Origin of the sequence: Achromobacter sp. SLBN-14, from assembly GCF_006715415.1 — a bacterium.
GTDB classification, from domain to species: Bacteria; Pseudomonadota; Gammaproteobacteria; order Burkholderiales; family Burkholderiaceae_B; genus Achromobacter; species Achromobacter mucicolens.
Window position 1 is genome coordinate 3362316 of sequence record NZ_VFNE01000001.1, and the last position, 19153, is coordinate 3381468.

The 19153-nt window shown below is 61.8% G+C and carries 15 protein-coding genes; 11 read left to right on the top strand and 4 right to left on the bottom strand.

Annotated elements, in window-relative coordinates; all coding sequences use genetic code 11:
- Nucleotides 1-138 precede the first annotated feature (138 nt).
- The 9 genes from ychF to FBY20_RS15385 all read left to right on the top strand — a co-directional run bounded on the left by ychF (nt 139) and on the right by FBY20_RS15385 (nt 12288).
- Nucleotides 139-1230 carry a redox-regulated ATPase YchF gene (gene ychF, locus FBY20_RS15345; RefSeq protein WP_128828955.1) on the top strand — a complete coding sequence of 364 codons (1092 nt, stop codon included), beginning with the start codon at nt 139-141 and terminating at the stop codon, nt 1228-1230.
- 286 nt (nt 1231-1516) lie between these two features.
- Complete coding sequence (locus FBY20_RS15350; protein WP_142053202.1) at nt 1517-3622, top strand: type VI secretion system Vgr family protein; 2106 nt, start codon at nt 1517-1519, stop codon at nt 3620-3622.
- A complete protein-coding gene (locus tag FBY20_RS15355) occupies nt 3619-4524 on the top strand; it encodes a DUF4123 domain-containing protein (protein ID WP_142053204.1) in 906 nt (301 codons plus the stop codon). Before FBY20_RS15350 ends, FBY20_RS15355 begins: the two co-directional genes overlap by 4 nt.
- The gene (locus FBY20_RS15360) at nt 4521-7181 is read left to right on the top strand and encodes a T6SS effector BTH_I2691 family protein (protein WP_142053206.1); all 2661 of its coding nucleotides are present in this window, start codon (nt 4521-4523) and stop codon (nt 7179-7181) included. Before FBY20_RS15355 ends, FBY20_RS15360 begins: the two co-directional genes overlap by 4 nt.
- Complete coding sequence (locus tag FBY20_RS15365) at nt 7181-8302, top strand: hypothetical protein (RefSeq protein ID WP_142053208.1); 1122 nt, start codon at nt 7181-7183, stop codon at nt 8300-8302. Before FBY20_RS15360 ends, FBY20_RS15365 begins: the two co-directional genes overlap by 1 nt.
- Nucleotides 8303-8838: 536 nt before the next feature.
- Nucleotides 8839-9708 (top strand): hypothetical protein, encoded by an 870-nt coding sequence (locus FBY20_RS15370; protein WP_222119269.1) that lies wholly within the window; start codon nt 8839-8841, stop codon nt 9706-9708.
- A 26-nt stretch (nt 9709-9734) separates the two neighbouring features.
- The gene (locus tag FBY20_RS15375; protein WP_142053211.1) at nt 9735-10064 is read left to right on the top strand and encodes a hypothetical protein; all 330 of its coding nucleotides are present in this window, start codon (nt 9735-9737) and stop codon (nt 10062-10064) included.
- Nucleotides 10065-11186: a hypothetical protein gene (locus FBY20_RS15380; RefSeq protein ID WP_142053213.1), complete on the top strand. Its 1122-nt coding sequence runs from the start codon at nt 10065-10067 to the stop codon at nt 11184-11186.
- Nucleotides 11173-12288, top strand: a complete 1116-nt coding sequence (locus FBY20_RS15385) for a hypothetical protein (protein WP_142053215.1) — start codon at nt 11173-11175, stop codon at nt 12286-12288. Before FBY20_RS15380 ends, FBY20_RS15385 begins: the two co-directional genes overlap by 14 nt.
- A 17-nt stretch (nt 12289-12305) precedes the next feature.
- On the opposite strand, the gene FBY20_RS15390 is transcribed toward FBY20_RS15385, so the two are convergent.
- Both FBY20_RS15390 and FBY20_RS15395 read right to left on the bottom strand, forming a co-directional pair.
- Nucleotides 12306-12749, bottom strand: a complete 444-nt coding sequence (locus FBY20_RS15390; protein ID WP_056325394.1) for a MarR family winged helix-turn-helix transcriptional regulator — start codon at nt 12747-12749, stop codon at nt 12306-12308.
- A gap of 3 nt (nt 12750-12752) precedes the next feature.
- Complete coding sequence (locus FBY20_RS15395; protein ID WP_142053217.1) at nt 12753-14351, bottom strand: MDR family MFS transporter; 1599 nt, start codon at nt 14349-14351, stop codon at nt 12753-12755.
- 357 nt (nt 14352-14708) lie between these two features.
- Between FBY20_RS15395 and FBY20_RS15400 the strand changes: the two genes are divergently transcribed.
- Entirely contained in the window at nt 14709-17207 is a 2499-nt protein-coding gene (locus FBY20_RS15400; protein WP_142053219.1) for an AsmA family protein, read from the top strand.
- On the top strand, nt 17204-17590 hold the full coding sequence (locus tag FBY20_RS15405; protein WP_056325402.1) for an MOSC N-terminal beta barrel domain-containing protein: 387 nt from the start codon (nt 17204-17206) through the stop codon (nt 17588-17590). Before FBY20_RS15400 ends, FBY20_RS15405 begins: the two co-directional genes overlap by 4 nt.
- 19 nt (nt 17591-17609) lie before the next feature.
- Here FBY20_RS15405 and FBY20_RS15410 read toward each other — a convergent pair whose 3' ends face one another.
- Both FBY20_RS15410 and FBY20_RS15415 read right to left on the bottom strand, forming a co-directional pair.
- Nucleotides 17610-18833 (bottom strand): benzoate/H(+) symporter BenE family transporter, encoded by a 1224-nt coding sequence (locus tag FBY20_RS15410; protein ID WP_062839585.1) that lies wholly within the window; start codon nt 18831-18833, stop codon nt 17610-17612.
- Nucleotides 18830-19081: a YfhL family 4Fe-4S dicluster ferredoxin gene (locus FBY20_RS15415; RefSeq protein WP_042795127.1), complete on the bottom strand. Its 252-nt coding sequence runs from the start codon at nt 19079-19081 to the stop codon at nt 18830-18832. The genes FBY20_RS15410 and FBY20_RS15415 overlap by 4 nt, the downstream gene beginning before the upstream one ends.
- Nucleotides 19082-19153: the final 72 nt, after the last annotated feature.

The window sequence follows — 19153 nt, forward strand, 5'->3', positions numbered from 1 at the left end:
ATGCCCGGTAGCGATGTCAGCGGCGTTTCGCCGGCGGCGTCCTCGGGGCCGCATCACGTCCGCCAGGAAGGCGTCGTTTCACCCCGCCGGGGTAAACTACGCCGTTAACGCTCAATACCGTACTTACACAGGATTCCCATGGCTCTGCAATGCGGCATCGTCGGCCTGCCCAACGTTGGCAAATCGACACTCTTCAACGCTCTGACCCGCGCCGGCATCGCCGCCGAGAACTATCCGTTCTGCACTATCGAGCCCAACGTCGGCGTCGTCGAAGTGCCGGATCCGCGCCTGCAGAAGCTGGCCGAAATCGTCAAGCCCGAACGCATCCTGTCCGCCACCGTCGAATTCGTCGACATCGCGGGCCTGGTCGCCGGCGCGAGCAAGGGCGAAGGCCTGGGCAACCAGTTCCTCTCGCACATCCGCGAAACCGACGCCATCGTCAACGTCGTGCGCTGCTTCGAAGATCCCAACGTGATCCACGTTGCCGGCAAGGTCGATCCGATCGCCGACATCGAAGTCATCGAAACCGAGCTGGCCCTGGCCGACCTGCAGACCGCCGAAAAGGCGCTGCAACGCCACCAGAAGACCGCACGTTCGGGCGACAAGGAATCGCAACGCCTCGTGGCCGTGCTGGAAAAGTGCGTCGCCCAGCTCAACGAAGCCAAGCCTATCCGCTCGCTGGACCTGACGACCGAAGAAAAGGCCGACATCGCCCAGCTCTGCTTCATCACCGCCAAGCGCGCGATGTACGTGGGCAACGTCGCTGACGACGGCTTCACCAACAACCCGTTGCTCGACCGCCTGACCGAATTCGCCGCCGCTCGCAACGCGCCCGTGGTCGCGATTTGCGCCGCCATCGAATCCGAAATCGTCGACCTCGACGACGCCGACCGCGAAGCCTTCCTGAAGGACATGGGCATGGAAGAACCGGGCCTGAACCGCCTGATCCGCGCCGCCTTCAAGCTGCTGGGCCTGCAAACCTACTTCACCGCCGGCGTGAAGGAAGTGCGCGCCTGGACCGTGCCCATCGGCGCCACCGCGCCCCAGGCCGCCGGCGTCATCCACACCGACTTCGAACGCGGCTTCATCCGCGCGCAAACGATCTCGTACGAGGACTACATCACGTACAAGGGCGAGCAGGGCGCCAAGGAAGCGGGCAAGATGCGCGCGGAAGGCAAGGAATACATCGTGCAGGATGGCGATGTGATGAATTTCTTGTTTAACGTGTGATTTACCCGCGAGACCTGGGCAGGCTTCGGCGGTAGCCAAGCATGCTGGGGCGCGCGATGCAACGCGTGCCAACTTGCTTCATCAATGAGTCCACTTCGTGGGCTCATTTTTTTTCCGCGGCGCGATCAGGCCGCAAATAAGAAGCTTCCTATATACGCCTGTCGACGCGACGGGCACGATCCTGACGGTGTGTTATGTCCACTTCCGGCCCCTGTGCCGTGGACTTAGAACCCATCTCGGTCTGCACCCAAGTGGTTGGTGCGAGCCGTAGCCGCAGGAGCGCCCCGTGCCCGTCCAATCTGATCTGCGTTTTACGTTTACTGCTGGTGCCGACGAGTTCGATGTCATCGAGTTTCGTCTAGTTGAAGCGCTGTCCGAGACCTTTCTGCTCGAGGTGGACCTGAGCTGCGCGAGTGCCGAAGTCGACTTTGCCGGGATACTGGACCAGCCCGCCTTGTTCACGATCTGGGCGGGCGGACGTGCCGTCAGGCTTGTCCATGGGCTGGTGTCTTCGTTTCAGCAAGGTGACACCGGCTTTAGGCGGACGCGTTATCGCGCCACGGTGGAACCTCGCCTGGCGCGTCTGAAACTCGCTTCAGACTGGCGCATATTCCAGGCGCTTGCTGTTCCCGACATTGCCAAAGCCGTCCTCGGCAAACACCGCATCACGCAAGCTTACGAGCAATGGAGCACCGAATCCCATCTTCCGCGGGAGTATTGCGTCCAGGCAGGCGACAGCGATTACACCTTTGTCGAACGCATCATGCGCGAAGAAGGATTTTTCTACGGTTTCATGCACTCGGCTGATGGCCACCGCCTGATCCACTGTGACCGCCTATGGGTATTCGGCAGAGCCGACGGTCCACCCGTCGAATACAACCCCATGCCCGGCGGAGACCGCCCAACGCCCGCGCTTCACAGTTTTCTGTACACGGAACAGGTACGCACGGCGCGTCATGCCCAGCGTGATTACGACTTCAAGAACCCGCGCTACGACCAACACACCGAACGAGCAGTAGAAAAAGCACACCAGTCGCTCGACTATGAACGCTACGACTACCCGGGACGCTACAAGAACATCGCGGGTGTGCAGTTCACCCGAGACCGCCTGCGCGGCCTGCGGGGCGGGGCTTGCATGGCGGTCGCCCAAGGCGATGATGCGCGACTGACGCCAGGCGTTTCCTTCGACCTCGTGGGCCACCCGCGCGAGGACATGAATCGCGGTTGGCGGCCGATCCGCCTGGCGCACCACGGCAAGCAGTACACAAGCCAGGCTGAAGACAGCGCAGACGCCGAGCAAGGCACTCACTACCACTGCACTGCCACTCTGGTACCCGACGATGTCGAGTGGCGCGCGGAACCGCTGCCCAAGCCTCGCATCGATGGCCCTCAACAAGCGACAGTGGTGGGGCCGCCGGGCGAGGAGATCTACTGCGACAACTACGGACGCGTGAAAGTGCAGTTTCCCTGGGACAGGGAAGGCAAGCTGGACGAACACAGTTCCTGCTGGATACGCGTGTCGCAGAACGTGGCCGGCGCCCTGTGGGGCCACATCGCCATCCCCCGCATCGGGCAGGAGGTCATCGTCAGCAACTTCGATGGCGATCCGGATCAGCCGGTCATCACGGGAAGGAGCTACAACGCACACCAGTTGCCGCCGTACGATCTTCCGGCGCACAAAACGCGCATGACCATCAAGAGCCAGACCCACAAGGGAGACGGTTTCAATGAAATGCGCTTCGAGGATGAGGCGGGACGAGAGGAGATCTACCTCCATGCGCAGAAGGACCAGAATATCCACGTCAACAACGACGAGAGCACGTTTGTCGGACACGACCGCAGGGAGCGGGTCGAGAACGATGAAGCCATCGTCATCGGCCACGACCGCACGGAAACCGTCGGCAACGACGAGCGGGTCACCATCGCGCGTGACCGGAGCCATGACATCGGCCAGGACGCCTCGCTTGCCGTGGGACGTGACCACACCATCTCTATCGTCAAAGACCGCATCGAAGAGGTTGGCAACCACCGGCGCGACAAGACCGCCGCGAATCACTGGACGGAGATCGGAGGGCACCTGGAGCAGCGCATCGAAGGGCACGCGCATCTGCGGGCGGGCCAGGAAATCCGAAACCTGACCAAGGTCTACAAGGTTCAGGTGGAGGATGAAATTGTGCTGGAGGGGCCGGGTGGGTCGTTGCATATCAACCGGTCTGGCATCACGCTCAGCGGCGTGGCAATACATCTCAAAGCTCCCATAAGCCAGCAAGCAAACGGGGATGGCGCCTTCCTTTCATTGGCAAGCGCGCCCGATCAGGGTGAGCCGATTTGCGTCAGCTGCTGGTTGAAGGCCGCCCGGGAACGCAAGGCATTGATGAGGATGGGCGCATGATCTCCCGCGACTTGATCAGGGCGCTGAACCAAGAGATCCATGACGGCGAGGGTTCACGGTCGTGCCACCTCACGGCATTGATCGACATGGCACTTGTGCCGGAAGACCAGCGGCAAGAAATCGCCGAGCATATCGCCGGTGATGCTCATCCATTACTAATGGACCCGCAGTTGGATGCACTGAAGCCGCTGGGCCCGATCCTCATTGGCGCAAACGGATTCGGACCAGCGCAGTATGAAACCGTGCTGGCGAAAGTCGGAGCCCGCTGCGCCGCGTACGTGAATTCCTGGATCTCAAGCGTTGTTCCGCCGCAGGAGCTTGCGTTGCACTTTAGCGGAGCAACTTACGCCATCGGCGAGTCGAATCAGCAATATTTGCTGCGCTACTACGATCCGGCGATCACGCCGCTTCTGTATGCGCATGCCGACCGCGAATGGGTGTCCCGGTTTTTTGGTCCGGTCCTGTCCTGGTGGTTCCAGGACGCGACGCAAGCGTCCTCGTTGTGGCGCCGGATCCGTGGCAGAGGTCGAAGCGATGGCTCGTCGCCTGCGCAGCCGCTGCACCTGAGCACCGCTCTGTGGCAAGTGTTGGAATCCGACCCCCTCCCTCACCGCCTGCTGCACACCCTGGAGGCGCAATTGCCTCACGTTTTCGATAGCACTTGTGGCGGGGTCAGGCTTGCTCAGGTCGAGGCGCAACTCAACGCTGGACGCCGGTCAGGGCTGACGCGCCACGAAGATCTTACGACCTACGTGATCGTCGGTATGAATCGTTCCTGGAGTCAACGCGTGCTGGACCGTCGATGGCAGAACGCGTTGGATCGCGCCGCGACGGGTGCCGAGACGTTGAACGAATCGCTCGCCGCTCTGGCGCGGGCAAGCGTTAAGGACGTGCAGTCATGAGTCAGGTGTCATTGGAAGAGCTGCTATCGCAGGCAGTCGACGTCGCGCGCAGTACTCGACGGGACGAGGCGCCCAGTCCGTGCGTCGACTGCAAGTCCGAAGTTGCCATTCTTCCGCTGCGCTATGCCGTGGTGACAAGCGAAGATCCGGAAGCGCTTGCCGCGCTGGCGCCGGATCTGCCTCGCAATCTCGGCCTGGGGTTGCCCGCGTTGCGCGCCAAAGGCGTCCGCTACGCCGTGCGCGCCATGCGCCAGGGTTACCTGTACGCGTTCATCAAGCGCCTCGGGAAATGGAATTGCGAAAGCGCGTGGCGAGCGACAGGGACAGGGGTGTTCTCCCCATTCTGGCCTTACTCGCCAGATTCGCAGTACGCGCCCGAACCGCGCCGCCTGCTCGGATATGGCGGCTGGACCATTCTATTCAAGGCCCCGGAAGACATCCAGGAAGCGCGCCTGCTGTTCACTCCGGACGTGCTTACCGAGCGCATGCTCGATAAGTTTCGCGATACCGATTCGTTGCGCAGCAAGCTGCAGGCATTCGACATCAAGGAAATCGCCAGCAGCTGCTCGTTTGCTCCCGACGTGCTCGACATGTCTTCCACGAACAATGGCATTGCCGAGAGCATCGCCGCGGCCCATACCCGCCTGGCGCCCACACTTGCCGATCAGCTCTATTCCGACCCGGATTATCACCACGCCCCGCAATTGGTCGCGTCGGATTTGAGGCCGACGGTCACCCGAGCCCGCGGCGCCGCTATCGTGCTGCGCGACCCCATCGGCATTACTCAGCAACTCAACGCCTGGCGAAACGAGGCCGTCGAGACGCTGAAGGACTACTTGAACAGGGGTGGGGCGAACAACGGCATCAGCAACGAACGCAAGATTCTGGTGGCGCAGGCGTTCGGCGATGTTCGGAATCAGTTTGAAGAAAGGTCTGCTGCCTTGGAGGCGCAGCATTACATCGAGATCGAACGGGACAAGGTGTTCAATCCCGAGATGGCGCGGGGGCGCAACTGGATCCTCGACGAGGCGCAGCAGAAACGCTGGGAAGCGGCAGCCCAGGAGCACGTGCGCAACTACGAAGCCACGATAAGGGCGCGGGTGCAAGCCAAACTGGACAGCGGCGAATACCGCGCCCGCTTCGAAAGCAAGTACGTAACTCCGCCGGACCCGAAAGCGGCGTTGCAGATCTACGCCATGAAACAGGCGCTCGCGGGTTTCGAGACCCAGTGTCGAATTGCGGAACAGGAAGCGGCGCGTCGGGCACTGCCATACGAAGTCTGGTTGCAGAGCGAGCAATTACTGGATGGGTTGGAAGTCTATGACGATGCCGATCTTGCCAGCGGCTGGCGATTTGCGGGTCAGACAGGACTGTGCGTCTTCGGTGCGGAAGGATGCGAAAGCAGTGCCAACGTCATACAGCAGTGGTGGCAGGGTGGGGCGCAAGACCGCAAGAACCTCGCGCTGCGAAGCTTTGGACTGAATCAGGATGCCATCCTGGCGGAAATGGACCGCATTCGCGAATCCGCGAAATCCGAGCCGGCGCTCGCTGCCGGAGACACCATTTACCAGTACACGCGGACGGGCCTCGAAATGGCAAAGACGCTAGGGCAGCTCTTTGACAAGGCCAATAGCGTGTACGAAGCGATGGACAAATCGAGCAATGCGGGACTGTCAGGCGGAGTCCTGGCCTGGTACGCCAGCCTGGGCCGCCAGACCTTGCGCCACGCCTCGCGAGGCAACGAATGGTTCGTCCACAGGGCCACCCGCAGCTGGCTCGCCGCCAGCATCGGCGAGCGCGCCGTCAACCTCAGGCTAGAGGACCTGCAGGCCATCGGCCACAGCGCGGACCGGACGGTCATGCGAGGCCAGATCAAGCAGAACGTCCAATTCGCCTTCGCGACGGAACTGGTGGATGCGCGCTCCAGCGAGTTCTACAAGGTAAGGGCCAGCGGGTGGCTGCTGTTGCTTGAGGCTGGGCTGCTCGGATTAAGAATGCACAGCCTGCCTCAGGACGACAGGCAGAGAGCCGAGCTGGCGGCCGCCGTGCTGACCGCCGGCGCGGCGGGGATCGAAATGCTGGCCTGCGGGACGGAGCTGGTGTTGAGGCACTTCAATCCCGGAAGCACGACCGGGGTGGGGGCGACGGTGTTCTTGGGGAGGCTGCGGCTGTGGGGTGGGGCGTTGGCGACGGCGGGGAGCGTTGTCCTTATCGCTTACGAATTTGAAGATTTAAAGTCAGCGATCAAGGACAAGGAGGCGATCCTTGTAGGGGCGTATAGCGTTCGTCTCGCCGTTGCCATGGCGTTGACTGCGAGTCAAGCCGGTCTGGCTATCGCAGCAGCCGGCCCGATGCTGAAAATCCTGGCCGAACGAGCAGTGGAGAGCAGATTTCACTTCCTCTTCGACATCTTCGTCAAAATTTCGGGTGCTCTTGCCAGGAAACCTGTGATGCTGTTCTTGAGGCGAGTGCTGCTGCGCGGAACGTTGATCACAGCCGCTGTATCGGTAGTTATTGCGATTTTTGACATCGATGCGCTTGAGAAATGGTGCAAGCGGACCATTTATCGCGCGCCGAAGTTCAGGACAGAAGCGTCATTCGCTGACGTGGAAAAGGAATTGGGGGCGCTGTACGGAGCCCTTACGGAGATCATTTGATGTACGTCGCCGAATGGATTGCCTGGTTGGGATGTTTGAAGTCGGATTCGTGGCTGAAGAAGAACTTGGAAGAGCATGGAAGTTCACCGATACCCATAGTGCAGCCGGCCTACGAGGACAGCGTAATAGAAGATCGTGCGCGCCAAGCTGCGAAGCGATTCGCATGCGCCAAATCGCAGGGACCCATCTACACATGCAATGACACGTACCTCGAAATGCGCTGCGGCGGATTGGAAGATAAGCGAGGATTGATATCGCTAGTCACCTTAATCTTCGTGTACTTCGCGGTTGGCGTGTGGATTGATACTGCCGGGCGAATTATGTGGGCAGTCATATCCGGTTCTGGCATCGTATATAGCAGAGAAATCTATATCGGGGATCTGTTCTTTTTTGTGCTATTGACCGGCATGATGGGGGGGGCGCTATGGCTTTACTTCAAGTATGCATTTCGCTTCACGCGCCTTGAAATGCTCACATCACGGCACCTTCTGATCCGCTTCAACCGGATCACCCGTCAAGTTTTTCTTCATCGGCCGGCGAGCTGCGGGGGGATTCTGGTTTTGCCTTGGGAGGGTGTGCATACAGAGGAAATACCTGGATTGAGGCTGGTGATGGGTTGGTACCCCGGAGATAGCACGGACTTGCCTTTTCCGACCATCGTGTTCATCGGAAGGCAAAGCAGCCGTCTATCCGACCTACAGTCTGAATGGGAATTCATCCGCCGGTACATGGACGAGGGGGGTCTGCAAGCGGTCGAGAAGCCGCGCATCAGCTCGCAGCTGCCTTTGCCCTGGCCAGCCTTTACGGCGCAGTTCGAGGCGCTAGGTCCGTTTCTGCGCAATAGCGGCCCGTTGACGTGGTTGGGTTGCGTGCTGATCTCTCCCGCCTTCGTCATTATTGGCTTAGCGCATTGGGCTTCTTTGCTTCTGTGCTGGCGTCCACGTTGGCCGCGCGTGATTCGTGAGGCAGGCCAGCCGGGAAAGCCGGCGCCCGCTTTCACTACCGTCGCTGACTATCCGCCGAACGTTCAGGCACAGTTGCTGGCCAACGCGCACCGCTGGAAATTGCGGCCGGGGAGGGCCCCTGTGAATTCGTCGCGCGTGGGAAAGCGCGGCGGGTGAGGGCGACTCGCCGCTCCTACGCGCCGCCATTTTAAAAATCTCCTCCAACACTCTCAACACGCTTGCTCTGGCTTATCAATTGCGGCCCGCGGTGGTTGTCGCCTTGGCTGCAGGACAGTTCGCTCGCCCATCGCCACCGCCCATCGGATGTTCAAAGTTCTCACTGAGCGCGCAGGGATAACCTACGCGAACCGTTTTCATTGTCCGAAAGTTTCATGGGCTAGAAATAACGAAGATGCTCCTGCCGAGTTAGGAGCGCTTCACAGCGCTTTGGTGGAGATTCTGTAATGTACGTTTCGGAATGGTTGCTATGGCAGGGGTGTCTGAAATCGGATGCCTGGATAGGACAGCATGGCGGAGAGGATAGGAGGACGAACTCTCCCCCGCCTAATCGTATTCGTCGGTCCTGCCTAGAAGAGGATCGTGCGCGCCAAGCGGAGAAGAAGTTTTCGATCGCCAGGACGAGGGGGCCGGTGTACGCATGTAATGACACCTATGTGGAAATGCGCTGCGGAGGCATGGAGGACAAACGAGGATTGATCACACTGACTTCGCTTTTCCTAGTTTGCTTCCTTGGCGGCATGTGGATTGACTTCGACGCGCCGATCTTTTGGGCCATTGCAACAGATGGCGAAGTGGACGGTCGACCATGGGACGGCGGCGATTTGGTATTTGCCCTTCTTGGCACTTTGCTCTGTGGAATCCCACTAGGGCTCTATTTCAAATATGTCTTCCGCTACACGCGTCTCGAAGCGATAACATCCCGCCACTTGCTTATCCGCTTTAACCGAATCACGCGCCAGGTATACCTGCACCGGCCTTCGAATTGTGGCGGAAACTTGGTGCTGCCCTGGCAGGGTGTGTATTCGGACGAGGTCGTGGGGCAACGGCTCGTGCTTGCATGGCTCGCCTTCGACAACACCTCCTTGCCCTTCCCTACGGTGGCCTTTGTCGGAAAGCAAGGCAGTTGCTTATCTGACCTGCAGTCCGAATGGGAATTTATCCGCCGATACATGGACGAAGGCGGACTGCGAGCTGTCGAGAAGCCGCGCATTAGCTCGCAGCTGCCTTTGCCTTGGCCAGCCTTCACGGCGCAGTTCGAGGCGCTAGGTCCGTTTCTGCGCAATAGCGGCCCGTTGACGTGGCTGGGTTGCGTGCTGATCTCGCCTGCATTCGTTATCGTTGGCCTCTCGCATTGGGCCTCGCTGTTGCTGTGCTGGCGGCCCCGATGGCCGCGCATTATTCGTGAGGCAGGCCAGCCGGGAAAGGCGGTGCCCGCTTTCACGACCGTCGCTGACTATCCGCCGAACGTTCAGGCACAGTTGTTGGCCAATGCGCACCGTTGGAAATTGCGTCCGAGCCGTGCCCCTCTTAATTCGTCGTGCGTGGGAAAGCGTTGTGGGTGAGGGGCGAGTACCTGAGTCAGGCGGGCTTGGCCATCGCGACAGCCGGGCCGATGTTCAAGATACTGGCGGAACGAGCAGTCAGTAGCTCCGCTTCTCTTATCTATCGCGCTTCGGCTGAGCTGTCGGCAATTTTGAGCCGAAGGTCCGTGACATTGTTTTTGAAGCGAGTTCTTTTCCGAGGAACGCTAGTCCTTGGCACCGTCACGATGGTGATCGCGATTTTCGAGGATGATGCTTTGGAGAAGTGGAGCAAGCGTACGCTTTATCGCGGCCCTAAATTCGCGAACGAAAAACTGTTTGAGAGCCTGGAAAAAGAGCTTGGGGCGCTCTATGGCGCGGTTCGGGAGGTCCTCTGAATGTACTTCGCGGAATGGGCAATGTGGTTCGTGTGCATCAAGCCCGATTGTTGGATCAGAAAAAACCTCGAAGGCTTCGGGATTCCCGGCACTCCGGTTGGAGATCCTACGTACGAAGATACTCGCAAGGAAGAACTTGTACGCCAAGCCGCCAAGAGATTCGATCACGCCAGAGCCAGGGGGCCAATCTATGCGTGCAATGACACATACCTTGAAATGCGCTGCGGCGGTATGGAGGAAAAGAGGGGAGCGATTTCACTGATCACGATCGTGCTCCTGTACTTTCTCATCGGTCCATTAGTAGACATACCAGGGCGAATTCTATGGGCAGTCGTCTCCGGATCGGGGATGGTATTCAACAGGGATTTGTATATCGGAGACCTTTTCATCTTTGTGCTGTTGACCGCCACGTTAGGTGGCGGACTTTGGTTGTATTTCAAATACGCCTTCCGGTTCAGCCGCCTGGAGTTGCTTACGTCACGCCATTTGCTCATCCGCTTCAATCGGATCACTCGACAGGTCTATCTTCATAGACCGGCGAGCTGTGGCGGCATTCTTGTTTTGCCCTGGGACGGTATGCAGTCGGAAGAGATTGCGGGGTTGAGGCTGGTATTGGCGTGGGCTCCGGGAAAACGTACCGAGTTGCCGTTTCCGACCTCTGTATTTGTCGGCAGGCAGAGCAGTAGACGCTCGGATTTGCAGGCCGAACTGGAGTTCATCCGCCGCTACATGGACGAAGGCGGATTGCAAGCGGTAGAAAAGCCCCGCCTCAGTTCGCAGCTTCCTTTGCCCGGGCCAGCCTTCACCGCTCAATTCGAGGCGTTAGGCCCGTTCTTGCGCAATAGTGGTCCGCTGACGTGGTTCGGTTGTCTGCTAATTTCACCGGCCTTCGTCATTGTCGGCCTATCGCATTGGGCCTCTTTGCTGCTGTGCTGGCGGCCGCGTTGGCCGCGCATCATTTGTGAGGCGGGTCAGCCGGGAAAGCCGGTGCCCGCACTCACAACCGTCGCCGACTATCCGCCGGACGTTCAGGCACAGTTACTGGCCAACGCTCACCGCTGGGATTTGCGGCCGGCTAGCGTGCCTGAGAAACGAGAGCGAGGATCTGATGTACGTCGCTGAATGGATCGCTTGGCTCAGCTGCGTCAAATCTGATGCATGGTTCAAGAAGAACCTGAAAGAGGATGGAAATCAGGTGTACCCGACCGTCCAGCCCGCATACGAGGATAGCGTTGCAGAGGATCGTGCACGGCAAGCCGCAAAGCGTTTCCAGCGCGCATCAACAATGGGGCCGGTCTATGCGTGTAACGACATATTCCTCGAAATGCGATGTGGTGGCATGGAAGACAAGCGCGGCCTTCTAACGCTTTGCTCATTGATTTTCCTGTGCTTTCTCATTGGGACTTGGGTTGACTTCGATGCGCCCGTTTTATGGTTCTTGTTTGGAGGAGGCGAGCCGAGTGCCACCTGGAGCTCTGGCGCTATCCTTCTCTCGTTGCTAACGACGCTGGGTACCGCCATCCTTCTTTGGCTCTACTGTAAGTACGCTCTCCAGTTAACCCGCCTTGAAGCGTTGACTTCTCGGCACATCCTTATCCGCTTCAATCGAATCACGCGCCAAGTCTTCTTGCATCGACCGGCAAGTTGCGGTGGCGTTCTGGTAATGCCTTGGGAGGGGGTTCACACGGACGAAATCGCCGGATTGAATTTGATGATGGGTTGGTATCCCGGTGACAGCACAACATTGCCGTTTCCGACCATCGTGTTCATCGGAAGGCAAAGCAGCCGTCTATCCGACCTACAGTCTGAATGGGAATTCATCCGCCGGTACATGGACGAGGGTGGTCTGCAAGCGGTCGAGAAGCCGCGCATCAGCTCGCAGCTGCCTTTGCCCTGGCCAGCCTTTACGGCGCAGTTCGAGGCGCTAGGTCCGTTTCTGCGCAATAGCGGCCCGTTGACGTGGTTGGGTTGCGTGCTGATCTCTCCCGCCTTCGTCATTATTGGCTTAGCGCATTGGGCTTCTTTGCTTCTGTGCTGGCGCCCGCGTTGGCCGCGCGTGATTCGTGAGGCAGGCCAGCCGGGAAAGCCGGCGCCCGCTTTCACTACCGTCGCTGACTACCCGCCGGACGTTCAGTCACAGTTGCTGGCCAATGCGCACCGCTGGAAGTTGCGGCCGGGGCGCGCCCCGGCGAATTCGTCGCGCGTGGGAAAGCGCCGTGGGTGAGGGGCGACTCGCGGCTCTTAACCGCCCCGATCCCCCGCCGCCCTGACAAAATTCTCTTCCAACACGCTCAACACCCGATTCAGCGTATCCACATCCGCCGCGGACAACCCTTTAAGCGACTCCTCAAAAAACTGCGCCCGTTTCGGCAGCGCCTCATTCACCACCGCCTGCCCTTCAGCCGTCAGCGTCGCATTCGTCAGCCGGTTGTCGTCGGCATCCACCGCCCGCGAAATCCATCCCAGCTTTTGCATCGCCTGCAATTGCCGCGTCAATGACGCCGGATCCAGCCGGCAGCGCTCGGCCAGATGCTTTTGCGAACATTGTCCGTTTTCATGCAGCGCCAGCAGAATCCGCCAGCGCGGCAGCGCGTGGCCTACCTTGCTGCTGAAGGCGCTTTGCATGACGCGGTAGGTTTGGCCCATGTGCTGGATGACTTGCAGGCCTTGTTGTTGTTTGGGCAAAAGCTACTCTCCGACGCCGGCGGGCTCCGGTTTGGATGGCCGGACCAGTTGCACCAGGGGCACGCGCCGCACGCACCAGATTGCGAAGACGGCGACGGCGAGGGCGATGAGTTGCCCTTCGTGGATGGCGCCCACCAGCGCAATGCGCGCGATTTCGATAAGCGACGTTCCGTCCTGGCCTTGATGGGCCAATTGTGCCAGGAACTCGGTCTGGGCCGCGGGGTTGACAAGCATCTGCGGGTCGTTGAGTTTGGGAAGCCATTGGGCGGACGCGCCGCGCAGCGTGGATTCCACACCGTTGAAGTAGCTGTGGCTGACCATGGTGCCCACAACCGCGGTGCCCAGCATGCCGCCGATCATGCGCAGCGATTGCAGCAGCGCCGTGGCGATGCCCAGGTGGCTGCGGCCGGCGGTCTGTTGGGCGAAGACGGTGAGGTTGGGCATGATGAAGCCCATGCCCAGGCCGGCCATCAGCATGTAGCCGGCGATCAAGAGGTGCGAGGTGTAGTTGTGCGTGGTGACGATGCCCAGGCACGAGAACGCCATGAGGATGAAGCCGGCGTACAGCATGCGGTTGGGGTTGCGGATGCGGGTGATGATGCGGCCGTTGACGATGCTGCCGACGGTGATAAAGACCACCATGGGCGTGATGAGCAGGCCCGCCTGCTGGGGCGACAGCCCGAAGCCGCCCTGCAGGAGCAGGGGGGCGTAGAACAGCAGGGAATACATCGTCACGCCGACCAGCAGGGCCAGGGTGAAGAGCGTGGCCAGGCCGCGGTTGCGGAACATGTCCAGGGGCAGAAGGGGATGCGGGCAGCGGCGCTCCCACCAGATCAGGGCGGCGAAGGCGGCGATGCTGCCGGCCCCAAGCATCACGAGGGAGGGGGTGAAGCCGTCCTTGGGCAGGAGTTCCACGAGCAGCTGCATGGTCCCTAGCGCCACGGCAATCAGCAGCGCGCCCTGCCAGTCCAGCCGGACCTTGCCGGGGCTTTGGTTGCGCAGGTGCGGCAGGTAGCGGGCAACGAACCACAGGCCCAGGATGCCGATGGGCAGGTTGACGTAGAAGACGGAGCGCCAGCCGTAATGTTCCGTCAGGGCGCCGCCTAGCGTGGGGCCGACGGCGTTGGCGATGCCGAAGGCGGCGCTGAGCATCACCTGCCAGCGCAGGCGCACGTGGGGATCGGGGAAGAGATCCGGGATACAGGCGAAGGCCGTGCCGACCAGCATGCCGCCGCCAATGCCTTGCAGTGCCCGCGCCAGCACCAGTTCGAGCATCGTGTCAGCCGCGCCGCACAGGACCGAGGCCAGCGTGAACAGCACGATGGCGGCCACGACGAAGGGTTTGCGTCCGTAGTAGTCGCCCAGCCTGCCGAAGATGGGCACGGTGATGACGGAGGTGAGGAGATACGACGTCGCGACCCATGCGTAGAGTTCGAAGCCCCGCAGCTCCGCCACAATGGTGGGCAGCGCGGTGCCCACCACGGTCTGGTCGATGGCGACCAGCATCATCACGAAGCACATGCCCAGCATGGCCAGCAGGGTTTGCCGGAAGGGCAGGATCTGGCCGGGCGAGTGTGGAGAAGTGGGGGCGGGGGCGGTCATTGTTGGACGCATCAATAATTGATCGATCAATCATTCTAGTCCTACAATCCGCCCGACAGGAAGCCGTCAGCTTGGCCGATCCCGCTGACCGGCCTGATTTGTTACGATAGCGGTTATCTGCACGCTGGGTTACCGGCGTCTTCAGCAGGCCTTCCTCGGTAGCACCTTCCTTTGGCGCCCATGCCGCAGGCTCGGCAGGCGCGAGGACACGTCCTGAAAGGCAAACCCTTCGTGGCAAGCCCTGGAATGCAGACAGTTCAATAGGCCGGCGGACTTGCGCCGGCAACGCACCTTCCCCCGCGCTTGGCGCGGAGGTCGGCATCAAGGATTTCCAGTCGAGGTACCGACGGGGCAGCAATGAAAACGTGGTTCAAGCGCATTTTGATAGGCCTGGTAGTGTTGGTTGTCGTGGCCGTCGTCGGCCTGGCCATCTTCTTGCTGACATTCGACCCCAACGCGTACAAGTACAAGCTGGAAGAGCTTGTCCAGGAACGCTATCAGCGCACGTTGACGATCGACGGCGAGATCGAGCTTTCGCTCTTCCCGCGGATCGGCCTGTCGGTGCAGGGCGTGTCCCTGTCCGAACCCAATAGCACGGACACCTTTGCCTCCATCGAAAGCACGCGGCTGGCCGTGGCCGTGTGGCCGCTGCTGTCCAACAGCTTCGTCGTGGACCACGTTGCCATCAGCGGGCTGAAGGCACGCGTGGTGCGCGACAAGCAGGGCCAGTTCAATTTCAGCAATCTGGTGGGCGGCACGCCGCCTGTCACCGATGCCCCCGGCAATCCGGCCGAGGCCCTGGTGGGCGCGGCCCAGACCGCCGCGCAGGCGATTACCGGCGGCCCCCTGCCGACGTCGCGCAACAACATGCAGATCGACATCGCCGGCCTGGATCTGAAGGACGGCGAAGTGCAGATGCAGGACGCGATCACCGGCATGGCGGTCGCGGTGACCCGTATCAACGCCAATACCGGCCGCGTCACGTTCAATCAGCCTTTCGATGTGCGGATGTCGGCCCGAGTCGAAGGCGGTTATCCGCGCGTCGACGCCAACCTGACCGGCCAGGCATTGCTGACGCTGGACCCCTCGGCCAAGCGCTATGCCGCGCAAAAGCTTGATTTGCGCATGGACGGCAAGTTGCCCGGCGCGGAGGCCAAGAGCCTCGTGATGCGCGGCAACCTGGCCTTCAATGGGCAGAAGTCCGCACTGGACGTGGCTGGGCTGGAACTCCTGTTCCAGGGCGACGTGACCGAACCTTCGGCCAAGGCGACCAATGTGGAAGCCAGCGTGGCAATTCCCAAATTGGCGATCGATCCGCACAAGAGCCAGCTCCAGATCGAAAAACTGGCCGTGCGCGCCAAGGGCGGCGTGGCCGATGGTCCGTTTGAACTGGCGGTCGATGCGCCGGCGCTCAATATTTCGCCCGCCTCCGCCACCGGCGAGGCCCTGACCGGCCGCGTGCGCATCAGCGGCCTGGACGCCAGCTTCGGCCTGAACGGCATCAGCGGCAACGCCGGCGAACTGGACATCAAGGAAGCCAAGCTGGACAGCACGTCCAAGAAGGGCGAACGGGTGGTGAAGCTGAATTTCGCGTCGCCGCTCAGCCTGAATCTCTTGATGCGCAGCGGCGCCATGTCGGCGCTGCGCGGCGACGTGAACATCACCGATCCGGGCCTGCCCAAGGGCAGCCTCCAGATCCCGGTGATCGGCAGCCTGACGGTGGACCTGCTCAAGGACCAGGCCACCAGCAAGATCAACGCGGTGCTGGAAGGCGGCAAGTTCGACCTGAGCGCCGACATCACCAAACTGTCTGACACCCCGCAGATGAAGTTTGCACTGGCCGTGGACACGCTGGACCTGGACAAGCTGGTGCCGCCGGTCTTGGCCGCGCCGCCCAAGCCGCCTGCGGACGGCAAGAAAGACGACAGCAAGCCCGCGCCGGCGCCCGCACCGGCCGCGCCCCCCGACGACACGATCAACCTGTCCGCGCTGGTGGGTCCCAGCGTGAACGGCACGCTGAAAGTGGGCAAGCTGGTCGTGCGCGGCCTGAAGGCCGACGAAGTGTCGGCGGCGGTCAAGCTGGACAAGGGCAAGCTCGACATCTCCAACCTCGCGGCAGGGCTTTACGGCGGCAAGCTGGCCGGCGCCCTGTCGGTGGACGCGGCGCAGGGCAATCAGATCGCGACCAAGATGACGCTGGCCGATATCGCCATCGAGCCGCTGCTGATGGACCTGGCCAAACGGAACGTGCTGAGCGGCACGGGCAACCTGATGCTGGACCTGAAAACCGGGGGCGCCAACGTCTATGCCATGAAGAGCGGCCTTACGGGCGCGTTGCAAGTGCGCCTGCGCGATGGCGCGGTCAAGGGCATCGACCTGACGCAGACGCTGCGCGACCTGAAGGCCCGGTTCTCGCCGGACGCGCAGAACGAGACCGTGGCTGCCGACACCAGCAAGCAGACGCAGTTCTCTGAAATGGATGCGGACCTGGCCATCGCCAAGGGCGTGGCGACGGTCAAGCGCCTGAGCTTCGTGTCGCCGCTGTTGCGCGTCACGCAGGGCGATCCGGCCACCATCGACTTCGTCAAGAGCGAGCTGGATCTGGTGGCGCGCGCGCGTGTCATCAACCCGGCGGCCAATCCCGACGGCAAGGAACTGATCGACCTGAAGGACGTGACCATTCCCGTCCATTTCAAGGGCCCGTTCGACAATCCCTCGTATACGCTGCTCTGGAAGGACGCCATCGGCGGCATCCTGAAGCGCAGCCTGGAGAACAAGCTCAAGGAAGCGGTCTCCGGCAAGGGCAAGAGCGGCGCCGCGGTGGACAAGGCCTTGAAGGGACTGTTGGGCAAATGAGCGACGACCAATTCCAGCCCATCGCCGAATGCGGCGTGACGACGCAGGCGCAGGCCGCCGCCTACCATCGCCAGTGGCTGGTCGCCAATGATTCCGGGCAGTGGCTGAACCGCGAACTATGCCCCAGGCTGGCCGACGTGTCGGTGGAACTGCGCCTGGGCTACCTGGTGTTGAAGGCGCCGGGCATGCTGCGCATGGATATTCCGCTGGACGTGATCGAAGACGACGACAGCGTGCGCTACAGCATGCTGGTGGGCGAGCAGACCATCGATGTCGTCGACGAAGGCGAGCTGGCCGCGGCCTGGATTTCGAACTTCGTGCAGGTGCCTTGCCGCATCATGAAGGTCCACCCGGACACACCCGTGACCAACTGGCCGGCCTGAAGGCGGCCAGCGCCGGTTTTCAAGCGCCCGCGCGGGTGCGCTTGTACTCGAAGGCGGTGTGGGCCACGAGGCCCGCCGCCAGGCCCCAGAAGGCCGAACCAATTCCCCAGAAACTGAATCCCGAGGCCGTCGCCAGCAACGTGATAAGCGCGGCCTCGCGTCGTTGCGGGTTGGCCATGGCAGCGGCCATGCCGCCCATGATGGTGCCCAGCAGCGCCAGGCCGGCCAACGCAGCCAGCAGGGCGGCAGGTAGCGCCTGGAAGAAGACGGCGACCGCGCCCGCAACGATGCTGAGCGCGACGTAGCTGACCCCGTAAGTGGCGGCGGCGATGTAGCGCTTGCCCGGATCGGGATGCGCTTCGGGCCCCGTGCAGATGGCCGCGCTGATCGCGCCCATGGTGACGCTGTGCGCGCCGAAGGGGGCGGCCAGGAGGCCCAGCAGGCCCGTGGCGGCCACGAGGCGCGAGGCCGGCGGCCGGTAGCCGGCGGCCTGCAGAATGGCCAGGCCGGGCAGGTTCTGCGAGGCCATGGCGACGACAAAGAGGGGAATGCCCAGGCTGACCGCCGCCTGTGCGCTGAAGGCGGGCGTCGTCCACACGAATTCGGTCAGGCGCCAGTCCAGCTGGTCGACCTGCATGAGGCCCATTGCGGCGGCCATGGCCACTGCCACGGCCATCACCACCAGCACGGCGTAGCGCGGCGCCCAGCGGCGGCACAGCAGGTAGGCGGCGCACATGGCCAGAACCAGCGCGGGCTGTTTGTTGATGTTGCTGAAGATGCCCATGCCGAAATTGAGCAGCACGCCAGCCAGCATGGCAGCGGCGACCTCGCCGGGAATGCGGCGCAGGATGGGATCGATCCAGCCGAACAGTCCGCACGCGAGCGTCAGGCCGGCTGCCAGCACGAAGGCGCCCACGGCTTCATTGAAGGGAACGCCGGCCAGCGCGGTGACCAGCAGCGCCGCGCCGGGCGTGGACCACGCCATGACCACGGGCAGGCCCGTGCGCAGGCTGTAGAACGCGCCGCCCAGGCCCAGGACGAGGCTCAGCGAGCCGATCCAAGAGCCGATGCGCGCCGCGTCCAGGCCGGCTGCGTGGCCCGCCTGCACCATCAGCACGGCGGTGCCGCCGAAACTGACCAGGACGGCGACCAGCCCCGCAGCGACCGCGGACGCGGAGAGGTCGCGTCGGGCGTGGTGTGGGGAGGGGGAAAGGTTGATGCTTGGTGGCGCCGTGTCGCTCATGCGGCACCGGTCAAGCGGCGGTACTTGGCCATGAGTTGCTCCTGGCCTTCATTCCATTGCGGGTGCAGCTCGATGCATTCCACCGGACAGACCACCTTGCACTGAGGCTCGTCGTGGTGGCCGACGCATTCCGTGCATCGGTCCGGGTCGATGACGTAGTAGTCTTCGCCCATGGAAATCGCTTCGTTCGGGCACTGGGGCTCGCAAACGTCGCAATTGATACATTCTTCGGTGATGGTCAGGGCCATGATGGGCTGCGGAAAGGCGAGGGGCCCGGCCATTGTAGCGCCGGGCGGCCGGGGCCCGGAAAGCACGAAAAG

Bases quoted from the DNA above. Each gene is read 5' to 3' on its own strand.
- ychF (WP_128828955.1), top strand. From the start codon at position 139: ATGGCTCTGCAATGCGGCATCGTCGGCCTGCCCAACGTTGGCAAATCG.
- FBY20_RS15355 (WP_142053204.1), top strand. From the start codon at position 3,619: ATGATCTCCCGCGACTTGATCAGGGCGCTGAACCAAGAGATCCATGAC.
- FBY20_RS15360 (WP_142053206.1), top strand. From the start codon at position 4,521: ATGAGTCAGGTGTCATTGGAAGAGCTGCTATCGCAGGCAGTCGACGTC.
- FBY20_RS15365 (WP_142053208.1), top strand. From the start codon at position 7,181: ATGTACGTCGCCGAATGGATTGCCTGGTTGGGATGTTTGAAGTCGGAT.
- FBY20_RS15380 (WP_142053213.1), top strand. From the start codon at position 10,065: ATGTACTTCGCGGAATGGGCAATGTGGTTCGTGTGCATCAAGCCCGAT.
- FBY20_RS15385 (WP_142053215.1), top strand. From the start codon at position 11,173: ATGTACGTCGCTGAATGGATCGCTTGGCTCAGCTGCGTCAAATCTGAT.
- FBY20_RS15395 (WP_142053217.1), bottom strand. From the start codon at position 14,351: ATGACCGCCCCCGCCCCCACTTCTCCACACTCGCCCGGCCAGATCCTG.
- FBY20_RS15400 (WP_142053219.1), top strand. From the start codon at position 14,709: ATGAAAACGTGGTTCAAGCGCATTTTGATAGGCCTGGTAGTGTTGGTT.
- FBY20_RS15405 (WP_056325402.1), top strand. From the start codon at position 17,204: ATGAGCGACGACCAATTCCAGCCCATCGCCGAATGCGGCGTGACGACG.
- FBY20_RS15410 (WP_062839585.1), bottom strand. From the start codon at position 18,833: ATGAGCGACACGGCGCCACCAAGCATCAACCTTTCCCCCTCCCCACAC.
- FBY20_RS15415 (WP_042795127.1), bottom strand. From the start codon at position 19,081: ATGGCCCTGACCATCACCGAAGAATGTATCAATTGCGACGTTTGCGAG.